The sequence below is a fragment of the Mesorhizobium sp. A623 genome, from assembly GCF_054489405.1.
Map to the genome: position 1 here is coordinate 1 of NZ_JBTMXB010000018.1, position 18,028 is coordinate 18,028.

At 59.9% G+C, this 18,028-nt stretch carries 19 protein-coding genes and 1 tRNA gene; 3 read left to right on the forward strand and 17 right to left on the reverse strand.

Annotated features, from left to right (window positions below):
* Window positions 1-218: 218 nt before the first annotated feature.
* From ACX3P1_RS17830 to ACX3P1_RS17850, 5 genes are all read right to left on the reverse strand, one after another.
* Window positions 219-548 carry a hypothetical protein gene (locus ACX3P1_RS17830; RefSeq protein WP_459080950.1) on the reverse strand — a complete coding sequence of 110 codons (330 nt, stop codon included), beginning with the start codon at window positions 546-548 and terminating at the stop codon, window positions 219-221.
* Between the two features lie 70 nt (window positions 549-618).
* Window positions 619-786 carry a Thivi_2564 family membrane protein gene (locus ACX3P1_RS17835; protein ID WP_459080951.1) on the reverse strand — a complete coding sequence of 56 codons (168 nt, stop codon included), beginning with the start codon at window positions 784-786 and terminating at the stop codon, window positions 619-621.
* Between the two features lie 111 nt (window positions 787-897).
* Complete coding sequence (locus ACX3P1_RS17840; RefSeq protein ID WP_459080952.1) at window positions 898-2,211, reverse strand: homoserine dehydrogenase; 1,314 nt, start codon at window positions 2,209-2,211, stop codon at window positions 898-900.
* A 52-nt stretch (window positions 2,212-2,263) separates the two neighbouring features.
* On the reverse strand, window positions 2,264-3,481 hold the full coding sequence (locus ACX3P1_RS17845) for an LL-diaminopimelate aminotransferase (RefSeq protein ID WP_459080953.1): 1,218 nt from the start codon (window positions 3,479-3,481) through the stop codon (window positions 2,264-2,266).
* 47 nt (window positions 3,482-3,528) lie between these two features.
* On the reverse strand, window positions 3,529-3,921 hold the full coding sequence (locus ACX3P1_RS17850; RefSeq protein ID WP_459080954.1) for a hypothetical protein: 393 nt from the start codon (window positions 3,919-3,921) through the stop codon (window positions 3,529-3,531).
* Window positions 3,922-4,019: 98 nt separating this feature from the next.
* Between ACX3P1_RS17850 and ACX3P1_RS17855 the strand changes: the two genes are divergently transcribed.
* From ACX3P1_RS17855 to ACX3P1_RS17865, 3 genes are all read left to right on the forward strand, one after another.
* Window positions 4,020-5,855: a PHA/PHB synthase family protein gene (locus tag ACX3P1_RS17855; RefSeq protein WP_459080955.1), complete on the forward strand. Its 1,836-nt coding sequence runs from the start codon at window positions 4,020-4,022 to the stop codon at window positions 5,853-5,855.
* A 219-nt stretch (window positions 5,856-6,074) separates the two neighbouring features.
* The gene (locus ACX3P1_RS17860) at window positions 6,075-7,247 is read left to right on the forward strand and encodes a YcbK family protein (RefSeq protein ID WP_459080956.1); all 1,173 of its coding nucleotides are present in this window, start codon (window positions 6,075-6,077) and stop codon (window positions 7,245-7,247) included.
* A 170-nt stretch (window positions 7,248-7,417) separates the two neighbouring features.
* Window positions 7,418-7,492: transfer RNA gene (locus ACX3P1_RS17865), tRNA-Glu, on the forward strand.
* Window positions 7,493-7,571: 79 nt separating this feature from the next.
* On the opposite strand, the gene ACX3P1_RS17870 is transcribed toward ACX3P1_RS17865, so the two are convergent.
* The 12 genes from ACX3P1_RS17870 to ACX3P1_RS17925 all read right to left on the reverse strand — a co-directional run bounded on the left by ACX3P1_RS17870 (window position 7,572) and on the right by ACX3P1_RS17925 (window position 17,856).
* Window positions 7,572-8,390: a tyrosine-type recombinase/integrase gene (locus ACX3P1_RS17870; protein WP_459080957.1), complete on the reverse strand. Its 819-nt coding sequence runs from the start codon at window positions 8,388-8,390 to the stop codon at window positions 7,572-7,574.
* A 421-nt stretch (window positions 8,391-8,811) separates the two neighbouring features.
* Window positions 8,812-9,318 (reverse strand): hypothetical protein, encoded by a 507-nt coding sequence (locus ACX3P1_RS17875; protein ID WP_459080958.1) that lies wholly within the window; start codon window positions 9,316-9,318, stop codon window positions 8,812-8,814.
* Window positions 9,315-9,659: a head-tail adaptor protein gene (locus ACX3P1_RS17880; RefSeq protein ID WP_459080960.1), complete on the reverse strand. Its 345-nt coding sequence runs from the start codon at window positions 9,657-9,659 to the stop codon at window positions 9,315-9,317. Before ACX3P1_RS17880 ends, ACX3P1_RS17875 begins: the two co-directional genes overlap by 4 nt.
* Window positions 9,647-9,844, reverse strand: coding sequence for a hypothetical protein (locus tag ACX3P1_RS17885; RefSeq protein WP_459080961.1), 198 nt, complete (start codon window positions 9,842-9,844; stop codon window positions 9,647-9,649). The genes ACX3P1_RS17880 and ACX3P1_RS17885 overlap by 13 nt, the downstream gene beginning before the upstream one ends.
* Complete coding sequence (locus ACX3P1_RS17890; RefSeq protein WP_459080962.1) at window positions 9,841-11,049, reverse strand: phage portal protein; 1,209 nt, start codon at window positions 11,047-11,049, stop codon at window positions 9,841-9,843. Before ACX3P1_RS17890 ends, ACX3P1_RS17885 begins: the two co-directional genes overlap by 4 nt.
* A complete protein-coding gene (locus tag ACX3P1_RS17895; protein ID WP_459080963.1) occupies window positions 11,046-11,573 on the reverse strand; it encodes an HK97 family phage prohead protease in 528 nt (175 codons plus the stop codon). The genes ACX3P1_RS17890 and ACX3P1_RS17895 overlap by 4 nt, the downstream gene beginning before the upstream one ends.
* On the reverse strand, window positions 11,570-11,845 hold the full coding sequence (locus tag ACX3P1_RS17900; protein ID WP_459080964.1) for a head-tail connector protein: 276 nt from the start codon (window positions 11,843-11,845) through the stop codon (window positions 11,570-11,572). Before ACX3P1_RS17900 ends, ACX3P1_RS17895 begins: the two co-directional genes overlap by 4 nt.
* A gap of 2 nt (window positions 11,846-11,847) precedes the next feature.
* Window positions 11,848-13,017, reverse strand: coding sequence for a phage major capsid protein (locus tag ACX3P1_RS17905; protein WP_459080965.1), 1,170 nt, complete (start codon window positions 13,015-13,017; stop codon window positions 11,848-11,850).
* Window positions 13,018-13,523: 506 nt separating this feature from the next.
* Window positions 13,524-13,739: a hypothetical protein gene (locus ACX3P1_RS17910; RefSeq protein WP_459080966.1), complete on the reverse strand. Its 216-nt coding sequence runs from the start codon at window positions 13,737-13,739 to the stop codon at window positions 13,524-13,526.
* A gap of 12 nt (window positions 13,740-13,751) precedes the next feature.
* Window positions 13,752-15,377 carry a terminase large subunit gene (locus ACX3P1_RS17915; RefSeq protein ID WP_459080967.1) on the reverse strand — a complete coding sequence of 542 codons (1,626 nt, stop codon included), beginning with the start codon at window positions 15,375-15,377 and terminating at the stop codon, window positions 13,752-13,754.
* Window positions 15,368-15,841, reverse strand: coding sequence for an HNH endonuclease signature motif containing protein (locus ACX3P1_RS17920; protein WP_459080968.1), 474 nt, complete (start codon window positions 15,839-15,841; stop codon window positions 15,368-15,370). Before ACX3P1_RS17920 ends, ACX3P1_RS17915 begins: the two co-directional genes overlap by 10 nt.
* On the reverse strand, window positions 15,838-17,856 hold the full coding sequence (locus tag ACX3P1_RS17925) for an AAA family ATPase (protein ID WP_459080969.1): 2,019 nt from the start codon (window positions 17,854-17,856) through the stop codon (window positions 15,838-15,840). Before ACX3P1_RS17925 ends, ACX3P1_RS17920 begins: the two co-directional genes overlap by 4 nt.
* Window positions 17,857-18,028: the final 172 nt, after the last annotated feature.

Genomic DNA, 18,028 nt, shown 5'->3' on the forward strand with positions numbered 1-18,028 from the left:
AATGGCGCTGGAAAAGCAGGCCGCATGACGCCACAAATCAATCTCCGGATTCTCCAATAGGCTGGAGGAAACACGGGACTCAGGTCACACTGGCCCACCAAGCCGGTGGGCTTTATGTTTGGCGTTATGGTAACGAACAGTATACCTAGCAAAATCAACTACTTAACAGGCCAGAACGGCGCCACAAGGGCGCCGTTGGCAGGAAAAGCGAACCGGGCTCAATACCAGCGGCGGCTGCTGGAACCCGAAGATTGCGCGACAAGCATGCCGAGAACAAACCCGATAGCGCCGCCAAGCGCCAAAGCCGTCGAGACCGTGCCGGGGTTTTCCTGAACCGTCTCGGAAACCGTCTGGGCCTTGGCCCGCAACTGGCTGGCGGCGCGCGACGCGCCATCGGATGCGCTGTCGTACCAGCCCGAGGCCTGTTCCGCGACGTCTTCGGCACGCGCTGCCAGCGTCTTGTTGATCTTGTTCATCTCGCGGCGAAGATCGGCAATCTGCTTCTTCATCGCATCCTGGATGTCTTCTGCCTTGGGAGTATCAGCCATGGGTAATTCCTTATGTATGAGATTGTGGCAGACATAATGCTGCTATGCCCGCGATCCGCTGTCCGAAGGCCTAGAAAACAGAGAGGTATTTCAGCAGCGAAATGATGCCGATGATGATGATGACCACCTGCACGATCTGGCGCGTGCGCCCGTCGATCGGCAGTCTCTGGACGAGATAGAGTACGAGAACGATTACAAGAAACGTAATGAGAATACTGATCAGAAGACTTGCAGCCATGTGTCCCTCCTTGATGGTGCTTCAATCAAGGCGGGTAACGGCTGGGTCCGTCAAAAAGTTCCGAACGTGTTTCTCCGAAGCCTCAGCCGCGGGCGGTTCGACGCAACGAGCCTAGCCGGCCCGTTCGATGCGGATGACCTGCGGCTTCGAGGTCAAGTGACCGTCCCTGGTGACACCGTCAACGGCCTTCCGCACCGCAGACTCCGTCGTTTCGTGGGTGACGAGGATGACGGTCTTTTGCTGCGGCGTCTGCAAACCCGTGGCGTGCTGGACGATGGATTCCAGCGAAATGTCGCTGTCGGCCATGCGCTTGGCGATTGCCGCGAAGACGCCGATGCGATCGTGCACCGTCAGCCGGATGAAATATCCGCCCGCATGGGCCCGCATCTGCGCCTTTTTATACGGCGTCAATTCCTTTGCCGGACGGCCGAATACTGGCCCGTGCTGGAAGCCAGGGCGGCTTTTGGCAATATCGGCGATGTCGCCGATGACTGCCGATGCGGTAGCGTTTCCACCCGCGCCGGGGCCAGATAGCAGCAATTCGCCTAGAATGTCGGTCTCGATGGCGACAGCGTTGGTGACGCCGTTGACCTGCGCGATCACGGATGCGGTCGGCACCATGGTTGGATGGACACGCTGCTCGATACCGCTTTCCGTGCGCTGGGCGACGCCGAGCAGCTTTATCCGATAGCCCAGTTCGCCTGCCGCGCGGATGTCAGCCTGCGTGATATTGGATATGCCCTCAAGATAGATGCTGTCGGCGGCAATCTTCGTACCGAAGGCAAGACTGGTCAGGATGGCCAGCTTGTGCGCCGTGTCGTTCCCCTCGATGTCGAAGGTTGGATCGGATTCGGCATAGCCGAGCCGCTGCGCGTCTTTCAGGCAGTCCTCGAAGGACAGGCCTTCGGCCTCCATGCGCGTCAGGATATAGTTGCATGTGCCATTGAGGATGCCGAACACACGCGAGACGCTGTTGCCTGCCATTGCCTCGCGCATGGTCTTGATGACGGGAATTCCACCGGCGACGGCAGCTTCGTAATTGAGCAGCACGCCTTTCTTTTCCGCAATTTCGGCTAGCGCCACACCATGCTTGGCAAGCAGCGCCTTGTTGGCGGTAACGACGTGCCGGCCGGCTTCCAGCGCCGCCCTGACGCACGCACGCGCAGGTCCCTCTTCCCCGCCGATCAATTCGACAAACACGTCGATATCGGCCTTTTCCGCCAATTCGACCGGATCGTCGAACCACTTGACGGCGCTGAGGTCCACGCCCCGGTCGCGCTTGGCGTCGCGGGCCGATATCGCCGAAATGACAATATCGCGGCCGCATTGACGCGTCAGCTCCGCCGCCTTGTCGCGCAGCACGCGCGCTACGGAGGCGCCAACAGTGCCCAGACCGGCAATTCCCACACGCAATGCTTCAGCCATGGTCTGCGGCGCCCCTCGAAATCAATTGATGCTATGCTTTACGATGCGACATTCAGCGATGGGCCGAAAGCGAAACGACGTTGTCCGGCTCGCCTGCCCTGGTCGACAGGAAACGCTTGATGCTTCGTGCCGCCTGCCGGATACGGTGCTCGTTTTCGACCAGCGCCAGACGCACGAAGTCGTCGCCGTGCTCGCCGAAGCCGATGCCGGGCGCAACCGCGACATCGGCGTGCTCGATCAGGAGTTTGGAGAACTCCAGCGAGCCGAGATGGCGGAACGCCTCGGGTATCGGCGCCCAGGCGAACATTGAAGCGGCAGGTGCTGGAATGGTCCAGCCGGCACGGCCGAACGCATCGACCATGACATCGCGGCGCTTGTGATAGACGGTGCGTACTTCCTCGATATCGGTACCGTCACCATTAAGTGCTGCCGACGCGGCAACCTGGATCGGCGTAAACGCACCGTAATCCAGATAGGATTTGACGCGGGTAAGAGCCGAGATGAGGCGCTCGTTGCCGACAGCAAAACCCATCCGCCAACCCGGCATGGAGAAGGTCTTCGACATGGAGGTGAATTCGACCGCCACATCGACGGCGCCCGGCACCTGCAGCACGGAAGGCGGCGGATTGCCGTCGAAATAGATTTCCGAATAGGCGAGATCGGACAGGATGATGAGGTCGTTCTTCCTCGCGAACGCCACCACGTCCTTGTAGAAATCAAGCGAGGCAACCTGCGCCGTCGGGTTCGAAGGGTAGTTGAGGATGAGCGCCAAGGGTTTTGGGATGGAATGGCGCATGCCGCGCTCGAGCGCCGGGATGAAATTGTTGTCCGGCTCGACCTGCATCGACCGGATGACGCCGCCCGACATGATGAAACCGAAGGCATGGATCGGATAGGTCGGGTTCGGGCACAAGATCACGTCGCCCGGCGCGGTGATCGCCTGCGCCATGTTGGCGAATCCCTCTTTGGAGCCCAGTGTCGCGACGATTTGCGTGTCGGGGTCGAGTTTTACGCCGAAGCGCCGGGCATAATAGCCAGCCTGTGCACGACGCAGGCCCGGAATCCCCCGCGACGACGAATAGCGGTGCGTGCGCGGATCACGCACGACCTCACATAATTTGTCGACAATGGCCTTGGGCGTCGGCAGGTCCGGATTGCCCATGCCGAGATCGATGATATCGGCGCCTTTGGCGCGGGCGCTCGCCTTCAGCCGGTTGACCTGCTCGAAGACGTAGGGCGGCAGGCGGCGAACCTTATGAAATTCTTCCATGACAAATCCCGGCGAACGCAAGCGGCTTTTCGGTGCGCGCTATAAGCTTATTTGCATGTCGGGTCGAGTGCGGGGTCGCACTTCCCTTCGATTTGCTTCAGCGTATCGGTCCCATGGGTTGCGGCCAGATGGTCGAGTGTCGCAGCATCTGACGCTTCGGTGGTCGTTCCGGGAAGGGCCGCCGCATTCGCCCGATCCGCCTGCAACTGGCTGAGCTTGGCCGTCTTTTCGGCATCGGTGAATTGTTGTGCCGCGACCTCCGGCTTGATGTTCAAATTGGGATAGGTGCCCGTGTCGCGTGCGCCCTGAGAAATTGGAGCGGCACTTTCGACGGGCGAACTGGTGCCGCAGCCGCCCAGCGCCAGCAGCGCTGCCATCATGGCAACGATGCAAACGCCCGAAGCGCCGGAAAAACCGGATTGCGCGATAGTATTTGTCATATTCGTTCCTTGGCGATCGAGCTAAAGCGCATTGGACCGGGGCATTCGTCTCGTGATAATATGTCAGCAAAATGCCTCGGGAGGAACTGCTCAAGCCTATGGCCAAAGCAAACGAGCCGCACAAGACGACCGAAACCGAGACATCGCCCGTCGAGCAGTATCTGGTCAAGGACCCGGAGCGCTTTGCGCTGAACATGGCGCGTATGATCGAGCAGGCCGGAAAGGCCGCCGCCGCTTGGGCCGAACCGCGTGAAAAAGGAGAGGTGCGCGACCAGGGGGCCGAGCCTGCGGTCGATATGATCAAGACCTTTTCCAAGCTTAGCGAATACTGGCTGTCCGACCCGCAACGCGCCCTGGAAGCACAAACGCGTCTTTTTGCCGGCTACATGAACGTCTGGGCGAATGCAGTCCAGCGCGCCAGTTCCGGCGAAGAGGATCAAGGCGCGGAGATACAGCCCGATCGGGGAGACAAGCGATTCCAGGACCCCGAATGGGGCCGCAACGCGTTTTTCGATTTTCTCAAGCAGGCTTATCTCGTCACCTCGCGTTGGGCGGCAGATCTCGTCGAGCATGCCGACGGCCTCGACGAACATGCGCGCCACAAGGCAGGCTTCTACGTCAAGCAACTTACCAACGCCATCTCGCCGTCGAATTTCATCCTCACCAATCCCGAACTGTTTCGCGAGACCATTGCATCGAACGGTGCAAACCTGGTTCGCGGCATGAAGATGCTGGCCGAGGACATAACCGCGGGCAAAGGCGACCTCAAACTACGGCAGGCGGACTATTCGACCTTCGAGATCGGCCGGAACCTTGCCATGACACCGGGCAAGGTGATCGGCCGCAGCGATGTGGCCGAGATCATCCAGTACACGCCCTCCACCGAAACCGTGCTCAAGCGTCCGCTGCTGATCTGTCCGCCCTGGATCAACAAATTCTACATTCTCGATCTCAACCCGCAGAAATCCTTCATCCGCTGGGCGATCGAGCAGGGCCATACCGTATTCGTCGTCTCCTGGATCAACCCGGACGAGCGCCACGGCGCCAAGGACTGGGAGGCCTACATTCGCGAGGGGCTTCAGTACGGCCTCGATATCGTGGAGAAAGCGTCGGGTGAGCGGGAGGTCAATGCCATCGGCTATTGCGTCGGCGGCACGCTGCTGGCGGCGGCGCTGGCGCTTCTGGCGGAGGAAGGCGATCACCGTATCCGTTCCGCCACCCTGTTTACCACGCAAGTCGACTTCACCTATGCGGGCGACCTCAAGGTGTTCGTCGACGAGGACCAGGTGGCCGCGGTCGAACGTTCGATGAACGAGAAGGGCTATCTCGACGGCACCAAGATGGCCACGGCGTTCAACATGCTGCGCTCCGGCGACCTGATCTGGCCCTATGTCGTCAACAACTACATGCGCGGCAAGGAGCCCCTGCCCTTCGACCTGCTTTACTGGAATGCGGATTCGACGCGTATGGCGGCGGCCAATCACTCCTTCTACCTGCGCAATTGCTATCTCGAAAACAACCTGTCGCAGGATCGGATGGAGTTGGCGGGGCACATGATTTCACTCTCGAACGTCACCATTCCGATCTACAATCTGGCTGCCAAAGAAGATCATATCGCGCCGGCGCGTTCGGTCTTTCTCGGGTGCCAGTATTTTGGTGGAGACGTCGAATATGTGATGGCTGGCTCAGGCCACATTGCCGGGGTCATCAACCCGCCTGCGGCCAACAAGTACCAGCATTTCGTCGGCGGCAAGCCGGTTGGCGATTTCGATGAATGGGTCGCAAAAGCCACGGAAATCCCCGGTTCGTGGTGGCCGCACTGGCAAAAATGGATCGAAGAGAAAGAAAATACGCGTGTTCCGGCGCGTGCGCCCGGCCGGAATGTCCCGACGCTGGGCGACGCACCCGGCACCTATGTCCGGGTGCGCGTGTAACACACTGTAATGTGCGGTGAGTTGACGGCTGGCCAAAAGCTGTCGAAATGGGCACGTCAACTGGCAAATACCCCAATCGGGCCGTCCGGCATCAATAATTTTCCGGGGTTGCTAATTTGGCACAGAAGCTCTCTCAAGCTTCGCCGTTCAATTGCGTGGGAACTTCGCTTCAATAGTTGAGCACGCGCCGCAAAGCGGCACCGAGTGGGGAATTATGGTTTGAAATCAGGTGGATCGCACATTGCGAGGAAAGGCGCTTATGCCCTCGCGGCCGCGCTGTTTTCCGCTTTCCTGGCGTCCTGCACTTCTGCCGGAGATCCCTCCGCTTCGTTTACCATGCCCGGATACGCGGAAGGCGTTGCCGGTTCTGTCGATCCGTCGGGCGTAACGGCCGATTCGGCTGCAACGCAGACCCTTAGCCCGCAGACGCTCATGACTGCCGAGGGCGATGCCGAATTACCCGCCCAGGTCGCTTATCTGCCGACCACGAACCCCAGCGCCGGGTTCCCGGTAGTCGCACCGGCGAGCGCGGTGGAGATCGCGGGGAGCACGCCGCAGGCGTTGGAAGCCGACGCCAAGGCCCCCGCCGCAACGACGAGCGCAGACATTGCCGCCTCGCAACCCGTGCCGCAAGAGCCAAAGCCTGCTGCGGCGACGGACGATCCGGTCTATGCAACAGCAAGCGAGATGCCCAAGCCGGAAACTTCAGCGCCGAAGAAGAAAGGGTTTTTCGCATCGCTGTTTGGTACTTCGCAAGCGCATGCCAAGCCGGCACCGATCGTCGAAACGAGCCCTGCTCGAGAAGCCGTCAAGCCGGTCATCACGCTGGCCTCGGCCGATGCCGGCGACGAGCCAATCGTGAATACCAATGAAATCGTTCACGCTTCCATGAACGGCGCCCTGCCCGGCGTGCGCCAAACCGCGCTGTTCGAGATAAAGCGCAAATCGGGCATCGACGATGAAAGCGACGTTGACCTCAATGAAGACGAGGGCACCGGCCTGTACCATCTGGCGTCCGCAGCCGGCTTGGCGCGCCTGGCGCCGAATGGCCTTCTGAAGCAGACGGAGGGCGTCGACGTCGCGTGTCTCAAGCCATCGCTGGTGCGCGTCCTGAAAACGATCGAACGCCACTACGGCAAGAAGATGATCGTTACTTCGGGCTATCGCGATCCGAGCCGGAATCGCCGGGCCAACGGCGCCAGAAACTCCCTGCACATGTATTGCGCGGCTGCGGATATCCAGATTCCGGGCGTCAGCAAGTGGGAACTTGCCAATTATGCGCGCGCCATGCCCGGCCGCGGCGGCGTCGGAACCTATTGCCACACCAAATCGGTGCATGTGGATGTCGGCCCGGAGCGCGACTGGAACTGGCGCTGCCGTCGCCGCAACTAGGCGGGGTAATGCTGTTTCGTCGGATTCGGCCTACACGGCCGAAGGCAATTGGCCGAAATCGTTCCGTCATTTCGCCGGGCATCTCGGCGATGAAGAAAAAAATCCATTCAAGCTTGCCTGATGGCTTGCCCGTTTGCATTCACGTCACTATAAGCCGATCTCAACTGAGCGCGCCCATCGTCTAGCGGTCAGGACACCGCCCTTTCACGGCGGTAACAGGGGTTCGATTCCCCTTGGGCGTACCAGTTTCATAAAGAACCTCTTGTTTTTCAGTGGTTTAGGTGGGTGTTCCGCTTAACCAATAACATGGGTTAAGCAGTTTTCCTATTCTCTCATCGATGCAATAGCATCGACAGCCATGGCTTTTTGCTCGACGGCGCGGGTGTATGTCATGACCTCCTCCAGATTCCGATGCCCGGTGATCGACATTATCTGGTGAGGGCTACAGCCCGCCTCTGCGAGTCGCCGGCACGCCGCTTTCCTTAATCCGTGCGCAGATGCCTGTTCTTCGATCCCAGCTTTTGTGGATGCCTCGCCAAGCCAGTTTGTAAAAGCCTTCTCTGATCGAGGCTTGTTGTAGATCGTCCTGATGAACGTCACCCCGTCTTTGGGGCAGTCTTTCAGTAGCTCCCATAGATAAGGATGGACCGGAAACGAGACCTCCGTCTCATGGCCCGACTTCTGTGTGGTGATGGTGATGACACGATCATCGGAGACGTGATCCCATGAGATGCGACAAGCGTCCGACCGCCGAAGGCCGGTAAAGAGCAGGATCTCCATCGCAAGGCGCTGCGGCGTGCCCAGGGTCCAGAACTCGCGATATGCGGCGATGTCCTTCTCTGACCATGTTCGGAAGCCCTTCGCCCGATATTTTACCTTTCTGGACTTCTTGACCGGGTTCTCGGCCATGAGGCCGATAGAGACCGAATGCTCGAATAGCTGGTTCAACCGCTTCCGAAGATGCGCAGCCGCGCCGGGACGATCCGCCATCGTTTCCATGATGCGGTTGATGTCCACTGGCAGGAGCCCCGCGAGTTTGCCGGGGCCGTACTTCAGCACGAAACGATCGAGCGTGCCGCTGTAGGACGTCTGTGTCGTCTTCGCCAGCGCCTTGAATTCGAGCGACTGATAGAAACGATGCACCGCGTCCTTGACGGTCCCGGCCTGGATGTTGCCGGTCCCGATCTCCTTCGGCTTTCCGTCCTTCGCGGCATGGTAAGCCGTCCAGAACGCCTCGCAATAGAGAGGCCCAGGCAGCGGAACGCGAGACTGACCGGCACGGCGGAAATATATCCGATCCTTGCCGTGCCGGTCTTTGATCGTCTCTACGTATTTTGGTTTGCGGTGTCGCAGCATCGATCCCAGAATTCTCGGTTATCGTTATTCGCCACGATGGCCTTCCCGTCGAAGAGAGAGTCTAGATCGTATCGGTCATAAAGCTCAACTCCGAACATCGGGCGAGGAGCCGGGATTGCCCCGGTCCTGCGCTGCGAGTCGAAATGGCTTGGACTGATCCCGAGATAGGCGGCCGCAGCCGCCCGTCTCAGGCCACGAGGTTGAACCGTCAAAGGCCGGCCCTTTCCATCGTCTCCGCGATGGCATCGACGCCAAGGGTTCGGTGCAGGCCTTCCGCTGCCTCGTGGTCGTCGGCCACGTCAGCCGGCTCGACGGTCCACGTTGCCGGGAATGTCCGATGCCCGATCTCATCGAGCGGATCGGGTCCGATAGGCTTGCCGGTTACATGGTCCAGCCGGACAGGCTCGCCCTTTCCCTCATGGCCGCGTCGGTGTTCTGGAACCTTGCCTCCTACCGTCACGTAGGCGGCACCCATGGCCTCAGCCATAGCGCGGGCGAACTCTCCCGTTACGGTCCAGTCGACGCCGATGGCGTTGCCCACGCGGCCGGGCGGATAGGCAACGAAGCTTTTCCGAGACCAGTTCCAAGCCAACTGCACGCCCTTGAACGTCACTCCAAGGGCCGGAACGGCCGCGTCGGCTTCTGCAATTACCGGTGCTTTCCGTGACCAGTCGGCGTCAGGACGAAACCCAATTTTGTAAATTTTGATGTTCATGTCACTGTTTCCTCCACCAGCAGATCGACCCATGCTTTCCGCTCGTCGGTCGTCGCTGCTTTGATCTCGTAGGTTGCCCCGCTGCGGGCGTTCAAGGCTTTCCAGGCCGGTGTGATTTCCGCAGCGGCGGGTTGCCATCGGATGGTCAAGACCAGCGTGGCAGTACCGGCAAGCCGGCTGGCGATGATTGTCTCGCCAGCCTTCAAGGTGCGGATGCGGCACGGGGCGGTGAAGATCGTGGCGAACTCCAGTTTCGTACCGCCGAAACCGTCGTCGACCTCGATGTAGTTTTGGAAGTCGGCGACTTCACGTAGATCGGAAGCCGTGGTCAATGCAGCCATTTCGGTTCCTCCTCCTCATCAACGAGCTTGTCGCGAAGACCTCGATATTCGCGCAAGAATTTTGGATGCTCGTCGTCCCGCATATACCGGAGCCAGCCGGGGCCTGTGTCATCCATGCCGATCATTGCCCATCCGGTTTCGTCCATCGCGGAAAGCTGGCGTTTCAGTTCGAGGGCGCTACTCATGCCGCGTCCTCGATCTTCGACCTGTTATCGTTCGCTCCGAGAAGGCCCATGTTGAGCGGCTCGACGTAGCTGTCGCCCCCGTCGATTTTGCTCATATTCTCGAAGCCCCTGATCTCGTTGCTGGAGAGCCAGCCGCCCTCACGCCCGACCCGATAGGCCGTGTAACGGTCGGCCAGCGAGCCCCGAAGCAACCCGTTGAGGTCATGCTCGACAAAGAACGTCTTCCGGGCTTCTGGCGATAGCAGGGCCACGTTCATCGACTGTTCGACCCGCTTCGCCCATGGTGCGAGGCATCGGACCACGAGCGCCCGCGATTCCTGTTCCGCGTTGGAATAGGTCGAGTTGTCCGTGATGCCGGCGACCGATGGCGGCACTCCGAACACACGGCAGATATCGAGGTTTGACAGCTTCCGGGATTCCAAGAATTCATTGTCCTTGGCGTTGAAGCTGAACTGCTCGAATTTCGCCCCACCGTCGAGGACCAGGACTTCATTGGCCTTCAGGGAACCGATGAAGCGTTCCTTGAACTTGGCGATCACGTCTTCCTTGCCAGTCCCTGCCAGCTTGTCCGGGAACACGAGCGCCCCCGCTGGCCTGAAGCTGTTCTCGGCCGCCGCGCCAGCCGTGTCCTGCTGCGCCAGCGCCAGCCCGAAAGCCGCCGCTGCGATCTGGATTGGAGATTGACCGAGAATGCCGTCCTTCGTCCGGTAACGGAGGTGCAGACATTCCTCTTGCAGTAGCGTTTCGGTCCCGCCATCGGGCAAGGCGTGCTTGTAGCGGAGCCTGCCCGTCTTCAGCATCTCGACCGTAACCGATCCGGCCACGAGGGGATGGAGGGCGATAACCTGGCCGCGTCCGTTCCGCTCGATACGGGCGTAACCATTGCCGTAGGTCAGGATCGAGGCGATCAACCATTCCCTTGCCTCAAAGGCGGTCAGCGAGGGCGAGGTCTGGGTCTGAAGCACATCATATAGAGGATGCTCCGATGCCGCCTCACGGCCGCCGCTGTCCGTCTTGCGATAGACCTTGAGCGGTACGCCGGCCAAGCTTTCCGATATTGCCGCGATGCATCGAGCGGCAACGGCATGGCCGCTGGCCTTCTCAATGTCAGCACGTCCTACCCATCGCGAGCCAAGGAACTCCCCCAGAAAAGGATCTGACGATGCGATGCGGGTTTCGGCCTTCTTTCCAAATGGCCAGATCATCGTGCAGCCTCCAGGTCGAGCAGAGCGATGCGACGGGCGGCTGCGGTCCTGTTCTGACGCGAACGCGCCGAAACGGACGTGCCGGAATATGCCGGGAACGACTGGACCACCGACACCTCGTGGAGCTTCACGCTGCGCAGTTCGCGCTTGTCGCCGCTCCATGCCTCGCCGCCTTCCGGGACGGAGAATGAAAAACTGGCCCCGCCAAGATCGCCACGAGATGCCATTGCAAGCAGATCGCGACCGAGTGTGGTTTCCGGCATGTCGATCTCGAACCGCAGGCCGCGCTCGTCTTCCTGTAGGCGAAGCGTGCCTGATTTCGTGCGGGCCAGCACCTTGCCGGTGTCATGGTCCACAAGGGCCAGCTTGTCGTCGCCGGCCGCCAGACTGGCAGAGAATGCGCCCTTGCGGATCACCTCGGAGAAATCCGCGATCCGGGTTTCTTGATTGAAGACGGCGGCATAGCCGACGAGCTTCCTTCCTTCTGCGCGGGCTTCTGTCGCCGCGCGTTTTTCAATGGTCATAGATTGATCTCCCGATAGGGGGCCAAGAGTGCATCGACACCAAAAGCGATGGCATGGCTCGGCGTATCGCCGGCTGCTTCGCGCGCGTTGTACCAATGCGAAATAAGGAGGAGCGTGGCGTGACGGACTGGCGCCGGAACCGGGGAGGCCGAAGCCACCCCGATCTCGTTGATGTACGCCGAAGCCGCCTCGATCAGCGAAGTGATGTACGCATCGTCAGTGTCGAACGTGACACGCAAATGCGACTTCGCCTCTACAAGGCTGACCGTCATTGTTAGATGGCCTTCCAGGCGAACGACTCGTCGTGACGGATGGCGATATCCGCGTCGAGGAACGCATGGAGCCGGAGCCCGCCCTTGTTGGCATCGCTGTAGGGATTGGCGAGAATATCGACGCCGCTCCAATATCCGACGATCAGGTCCGACCAGTGCCCGAAGATGATCGGGTTGGTGTCGGGCGTACCGGTGATGGTCGCCACCTGATTGGTCGCCACGACCGCCTGCTGGTGGAAGATGTCGGCCACAGAGATATTGCGGTCGGTAGTATCCTTGAGCTTGCGGACAGCCGCCATAACCTTCGGATTGGTCAGGAAGGCTGCCGTGCCGGTCACGTCATCGATCTCCAGCGCGGCGATCAGATCGGCGGCAATGTCGGTGATCTCCGTCTCTGCCGTAGCATCCTGCGCCAGCTTATTGGTGATGCCCTTCGGCTCGTTGACGCCACCGCCCTTGATCGCGGCAGAGTCGAGAGCCTGTGCCAGCACAAAGCCCAGATCGCGGCGAAGCACGTCTTCGAGCGCGACACTGTTCTGAAGCACCAGGCGGCGAGAAAGATACATTTCGCCGGTGACGGTCTTCGGGCTCATGCTGATCTTGTCGAAGGTCGCGTCGGAAGCGGTCGACGTACCATCTTCAGCGATCCATGAGGACGAGGGTCCGCCAGTCAAGCGGGGCAGATCGAGGTTGCCTACAAGACCGCCGATAACGGTTGCGCCAAGCCCCTGAATCGCCATTGCCGGACGAAGCCGGTCGATCATGCCGCCCAGGTTGGTGGCAACGGTATAACCGCCTGCGCTGGGCGTGCCGACCGTCTGGGCACGAGTTTCGAGGATCATCGAGGTTGGCACCATTACGCCCCTCGACTCCCTGCCACGCGAAAGCTCGTCATGCTGTTCGCGTTCGACGCCGGTCAGATTGCCGGCAGCGGATTCCCGGATGGCCTTCGCGACACTATAAGAGCGCAGTTCCTTTTCGACATTGGCGTCCGGCTCGGCTTCCGCCTGGCGCTCGAATTCCGCCAACGTGGCGGCGCGCTTGATCTGGACGTCGAGTGCTCGGACTTCAGTTTCCAACGCATCGAACTTCGTTGCGTCAGGGGTATTGCCAAGCGCCTGCATTTCTGCAATTTTGGAAGCGCGCTGTTCTTTGATGTGATGAACGTTCAAGGTTTGTCCTTTCTGGACGGTTGTGGAAATGAGACCAGCGTCGTTTCTCAGGCGGTATGCCGGTCCCGTTAATACCCTCGCCAATTGGTCGAGGGGTTTCCCGCAAGACTGCGGAAACACGAATGGCCCGCACGGCAGATGCCGGCAGGCTCAAAAATCCTAAATTGTGATGCCACCCCCCAGGATGACGGCCATTGTGGCCTTATGCATTCCGGCCCCTCTGGTTGCCGGTTTCTTTAGTCCGCCCTTCGGGCGCTCAGTGCTCGGGCAATTCGCCCGCGAATCGATCAGAAAACCCGATCTAACAATAGGATAGCAAATCAATGTGTCTTATTTATGTCGAAAACACAAGATGTAGCGATTGACGGATCGATAGTTTCGTGCAGGTCAGGTTACTGGCACTAGATGTAGTGTCTGGCCACAAGGAAAGGCGACTCGGAAATCGAAGTCAACGCCTAATTGTCGGTGCTGCCACGAGGTTGCCGAAGCCGCCTCGTGGCGCTATTTTATTCGCGGCGATCCGCCTCTTCCGTGAGCGCCGCAATCGCGATCTGCACGTTCGCAAGTTCAGCGGTTATCTGGTCTAACCTTGCCGGGTCCTTGTCCTTAACATCCCGACCAATCTGCGCCCGAGATTCATAGAGCAGTTCGTCCACAAGATTTGCCCTGCTAGCCTCCATTCTCGGGATGAACGCCAGTATATCGGTTTTGCTCGCTTCCATTTTCCAAGCCCCCTAAGCCGCCATTAAACACGCCGGCAATGTTTCCGGCTCGAACCGAGCCGCAATCGACTGTGCCATTGCGAGCGCGACCAGTCCATCAATCCTGCCCGCAGCTTTCGCCTTGTCCAGTTTCCGACCTCCAGCCGGGTCTTTTGTTATGACCGCGTTCGCAGCGCACATCGTCAGGACCGGATTGCCGCCATGCCGCAGCTTGGCTTCCGCGACCGACCGCTCCAGCACGTCGACCGCTGGCGACATATCTTTGAAACCTTGCCCATGAGGAACAAGGTTCATTTCCGCGCCGATGCCGGAAAGCTCGCGTTTCAGGTCTTCGATGCGCCAGCGGTCATAAGCGACGGCCTGTATATCGAACCGGGCAGCGTCTTCCGCCATCGCCTCCGCAACGAAACCGGGATCGATGGTCGAGCCGGGGATCAGCGTGATAAGCGCCTGCCGCGCCCATACGTCATAAGGAACTCGATCCGCGTCCGACTTATCGGCAATACCGTTCTCCGGCAGAAAGAACCGCGGCAAGACGTGCATGGTCCCGTCATCCATCGGGAAGATCAGCACCCAGGCTGTCAGATCGCGCGCGGCGCTGAGGTCCAGACCACCGAAACAGGGCCGACCTTTCAGGGCCAATAGGTCCACCTCACCATTGCAGGCGTCCCATTCGGCTTTGGCGATGAACCGGACGTGAGCGGCGACTCGCTGGTTCAATATCTTATTGCGGAAATCCTGCATCTTCGACGGAATGCGTTCGGCCTGTTGTGCTTGCCGGGCCACGTCTTCCTCGGATCGGAAGTCGCCCAGCGCGGGATTGGCCTTCAGCCACGTTTCGCGCGCCATCGGATCGTCGCCTTCCGGTGCCGCAAACAAGGTTAGGTGGAAGGACGGATCGACCACCTCGCCAGCGTTCACCTTCAGCCCGTAATCGATCAGCGTAGAAAAGACATGGTTGTCGTCGGGCGCTTGCGTGGAGATGGCCACGAGGAGGGGATTGTCGCGGGCACCCATCGCACTGTCCAGCGCGTCGTATAGATCGCGTTTCGGTGCATAGCCCAATTCATCGACCACGGTAAACGATGGCGACAAGCCTAACTTGGTCGTGGCGTCCGATGACAGAGCGGCGAAGATCGAGCCTTTGCCAGCGCCTTCCAGCACTTCGATCTCTTTTCGGAACCGGATGACATTGCAGCGCGCCTCCAGTTCCGGGTGCTGGCCTATGATGGCGACCATTTCCGCGAACATTTTACCGGCCTGGAAACGGTCATTCGCGGCCGCATAGCATTCCCCGCGCGGTTCGGCTTCAGGGCCGGCGAGGTGACAGAGAGCCAGACCCGCCGCGATTCCAGTTTTTCCGTTTTTCCGAGCCATCGACAAAACGGCCGTCCGAACCGGACGATTTCCGTTTTCGTCTTCTTTATATACCGCCTCCAGAAACTCACGCTGCCAATCCCGGACAACCATCTTCGTGCCGGCCATCTTTCCCGCCGTAACGGGTAGGTCTTCGAGGAAGGCGATGACACGCTCGACGCGAGACAGGCCTTTCTTTTCCCATGGCAGACGCTTGCGCAGCTTTGGCGACAGGATGCCGCTTTTTCCCTTGGGCTTTGCGCCCGGTCCCCTTAAACCCATTGTTCAATTTCCTTGATGTTTTCAGCTTCATTGTTCAATAAAAATGAAACTAAGTCTTTTCTCGACTCCCACGCCGGTCCATAGCCCGTCGATCCTGGTCCTGCGAAGGCCCCGGTGTCGCTCGATGCCGCTGGCGGGCCACAGCGCCCCGCTGGTGCGTCCCAGCCTTCCGGGTCGATAGGGTTGCCCTCCGTATCAAAGCCCTTGAGTGCCCGCCTGAAGCCCGACGCGTTAGGATGATCGACGGCGTTGGTCTTGCTGTTGTGACAAGGCAGGCACATGCTCATCAGATCGGAGAGCGGCGGGAATGGTTCCCCGCCTTTCTCGATGGCCTCGATATGGTCGACCGCGATGGCAGGCTCGACCACTTCCCTCCGCAGACACGCCTCGCAAAGGGGTTGGTCGGAAAGCTTGGCACGGCGCAAGGCCTGCCATGTGCCGGTGTTATAGGGCCACGCGCTCATGCTGCACCCCGCTTGAGGAAGGTCAGCGTCGATGGATCGAAGTCGTCGTCACTATCCACCGTGGATAGTGGGCCACGAGGGGAAGGGTGATCGTCGTTACCGACCATCCCGACATGATGGCGATCTCCCCCGACCGGAACTTCGCCATCCCGCGCGGCCAGATAGGAGTTGGAGGCTGAAACGGGCGAATGTAACAGGCTCTCAACCCCCTCATTACTTTCGTTACTTTCGTTACTTTCATCATCGGGGGATTCGGGTTGTGACGTTTGTAACGAAAGTAACGGGGGGTTAGAGGGCGCTGTTACTTTCCCGGCGATCACCCACAATCCCCGGCCTTCCTTCTCGATCTTGCCTTCCTTGGCGAGGCGGGGAAGATGCTGGCGCACGGTCACGGCCTTGATGCCGGTATCGGTAGCGATGGCGGTCGGCCCCATTGGCTCGTCTGCTTCCCTCATGGCCCTGACGATCTTTGCGGCGGTGTCGGACATGCTGACCTCCGCTGCATCGCCGCGCACGCTCCATGTGCAGGTGGCCTTGTCGAATGAAACGGCAGTCTCGATTTCTTCGATATCGCGCCCTCGACCGTATAGCTCGATCAAGCCCGCTTCGTTCCGTTCCAGCGTCAAGGTGGCGTCAGCCGCGCCGCTGATACCGCCAGTGCCGCTCACGCGGTCGAACGGGTCAGCGGTATGAGCGCCCTTGTTGGTGTGGTGGACTATGATGATCGCGACCTTGTAGATACCGGCGAGCCGGGTCAGCGGTCGGATATCCTCATAGTCGAGGTCGTAGGCATTCTTGTTGCCCTTGCGAGCGGCGCGAAACATCTTCAGCACGTCGATGATGACGAGCTTCGCATTCGAATGCGCCTTCAGCCATTCCTCGATCTTGGCAATGCCCCCTCGATCAGCCTGCGGCCATTCGGTCTCGAACTGAAGGCAAGCGGGCATTTTCAGGCCGAGCATCCTGTCCAGCGGGTTCTGCATGATAAGGCGCTCTTTCAGGCGGCGCGGGTTATCCTCCAGCGCCAGATAGAGAACATCGCCCTGCTCGCATGTGCCGCCTAGACAGTTGGTGCCACGCGCAACCGCCATAGCGGCTTGCAGGACCAGCCAGCTTTTCCCTAGCTTCGGTGCGCCCGCAAGGATGGTGCAGCCTTCGGAAACGTAGCCGGGAACAACGTAGCGGACAGGCGCGAACTCCATCCCCATGAGGTCGAGGGCGTTGAAGCTGGTCAGGCGTGCGGGCTCTACCTCCACAATATTTTGGGGAAGTTCGACATAGGCCAGAAGCTCGGCCTTGGCGTTCCCCATGTCGAGCCAGTCGGACACATCGCCCTTTTCCGGCAGCATGGGGAAGTGAACCGACCGGACCGACGCGGCATTCCCCCGCAAGGCCCCCTCTACTTGATCGGCGTGTTTCTGGCCGGGTTCGTCGTTGTCAGCGAGGATCACCACGGTCTTGCCGGTGAACCAGTGATTCAACTCGTCACGCCATTTCCCGGCACCTTCCGGCGCGGACGTTGCGACCAGTCCGAGACCGGCGAGACGGTCGGCGTCCTTTTCGCCCTCGACAATATAGATGGTGTCGGCCGCGATCACTTCCGGCAGGCGATAAGGAATGCGGACCTGTTGCGCGCCCTTGACCCATGCCGTTCCGTTCCACGAGTGCTGATAGAACGACTTTTTGCCGTCGCGATAGACCTTGGTCACGCGGAGATACGGCTCTCCGTTCTGGTCGCGATAGACGAACTGCGGATCGGCAGGACGTTCCTTCCTCGTGGGTTCCCATGCGGGCAGGCCAGCGGCTTCGCGTACATAATCACGGCACGCGGTCGGATCGTCTTCGGCGAAGCTGTTGACGACGAAGCCTTCCGCATTCGCCGGATCGTTCTTCACGGACAGCGAGCGATCATCTTTCCCATGGCTGGGACCGGGAACGAGGCAGGCGTTATTTCCCGCCAACATAGATTTCAGGTCGCCCGTGAGGGCGAGGCAGACAGTCTGTGCGATGTTCATTGCGCACCGACGACCGCTGCGCTATATTGGGTTGTGAAGACCCTATCAAAGCCGTTCGCGATGCCAGTCGCGGCGGCTTTTCCTTTTGGTGATTCGTCCATTCGGTTAAGCGAAGACGGAAAAACATCAAACGACTCAATGGAGCGTTTTGCGTAGGTTAAGCACGCTATGC

What these genes read in the sequence shown, in the direction of transcription:
- ACX3P1_RS17830 (WP_459080950.1), bottom strand. Translation starts at nt 548, where the DNA reads ATGGCTGATACTCCCAAGGCAGAAGACATCCAGGATGCGATGAAGAAG.
- ACX3P1_RS17835 (WP_459080951.1), bottom strand. Translation starts at nt 786, where the DNA reads ATGGCTGCAAGTCTTCTGATCAGTATTCTCATTACGTTTCTTGTAATC.
- ACX3P1_RS17840 (WP_459080952.1), bottom strand. Translation starts at nt 2,211, where the DNA reads ATGGCTGAAGCATTGCGTGTGGGAATTGCCGGTCTGGGCACTGTTGGC.
- ACX3P1_RS17845 (WP_459080953.1), bottom strand. Translation starts at nt 3,481, where the DNA reads ATGGAAGAATTTCATAAGGTTCGCCGCCTGCCGCCCTACGTCTTCGAG.
- ACX3P1_RS17850 (WP_459080954.1), bottom strand. Translation starts at nt 3,921, where the DNA reads ATGACAAATACTATCGCGCAATCCGGTTTTTCCGGCGCTTCGGGCGTT.
- ACX3P1_RS17855 (WP_459080955.1), top strand. Translation starts at nt 4,020, where the DNA reads ATGGCCAAAGCAAACGAGCCGCACAAGACGACCGAAACCGAGACATCG.
- ACX3P1_RS17875 (WP_459080958.1), bottom strand. Translation starts at nt 9,318, where the DNA reads ATGAACATCAAAATTTACAAAATTGGGTTTCGTCCTGACGCCGACTGG.
- ACX3P1_RS17880 (WP_459080960.1), bottom strand. Translation starts at nt 9,659, where the DNA reads ATGGCTGCATTGACCACGGCTTCCGATCTACGTGAAGTCGCCGACTTC.
- ACX3P1_RS17885 (WP_459080961.1), bottom strand. Translation starts at nt 9,844, where the DNA reads ATGAGTAGCGCCCTCGAACTGAAACGCCAGCTTTCCGCGATGGACGAA.
- ACX3P1_RS17890 (WP_459080962.1), bottom strand. Translation starts at nt 11,049, where the DNA reads ATGATCTGGCCATTTGGAAAGAAGGCCGAAACCCGCATCGCATCGTCA.
- ACX3P1_RS17895 (WP_459080963.1), bottom strand. Translation starts at nt 11,573, where the DNA reads ATGACCATTGAAAAACGCGCGGCGACAGAAGCCCGCGCAGAAGGAAGG.
- ACX3P1_RS17900 (WP_459080964.1), bottom strand. Translation starts at nt 11,845, where the DNA reads ATGACGGTCAGCCTTGTAGAGGCGAAGTCGCATTTGCGTGTCACGTTC.
- ACX3P1_RS17910 (WP_459080966.1), bottom strand. Translation starts at nt 13,739, where the DNA reads ATGGAAGCGAGCAAAACCGATATACTGGCGTTCATCCCGAGAATGGAG.
- ACX3P1_RS17915 (WP_459080967.1), bottom strand. Translation starts at nt 15,377, where the DNA reads ATGGGTTTAAGGGGACCGGGCGCAAAGCCCAAGGGAAAAAGCGGCATC.
- ACX3P1_RS17920 (WP_459080968.1), bottom strand. Translation starts at nt 15,841, where the DNA reads ATGAGCGCGTGGCCCTATAACACCGGCACATGGCAGGCCTTGCGCCGT.
- ACX3P1_RS17925 (WP_459080969.1), bottom strand. Translation starts at nt 17,856, where the DNA reads ATGAACATCGCACAGACTGTCTGCCTCGCCCTCACGGGCGACCTGAAA.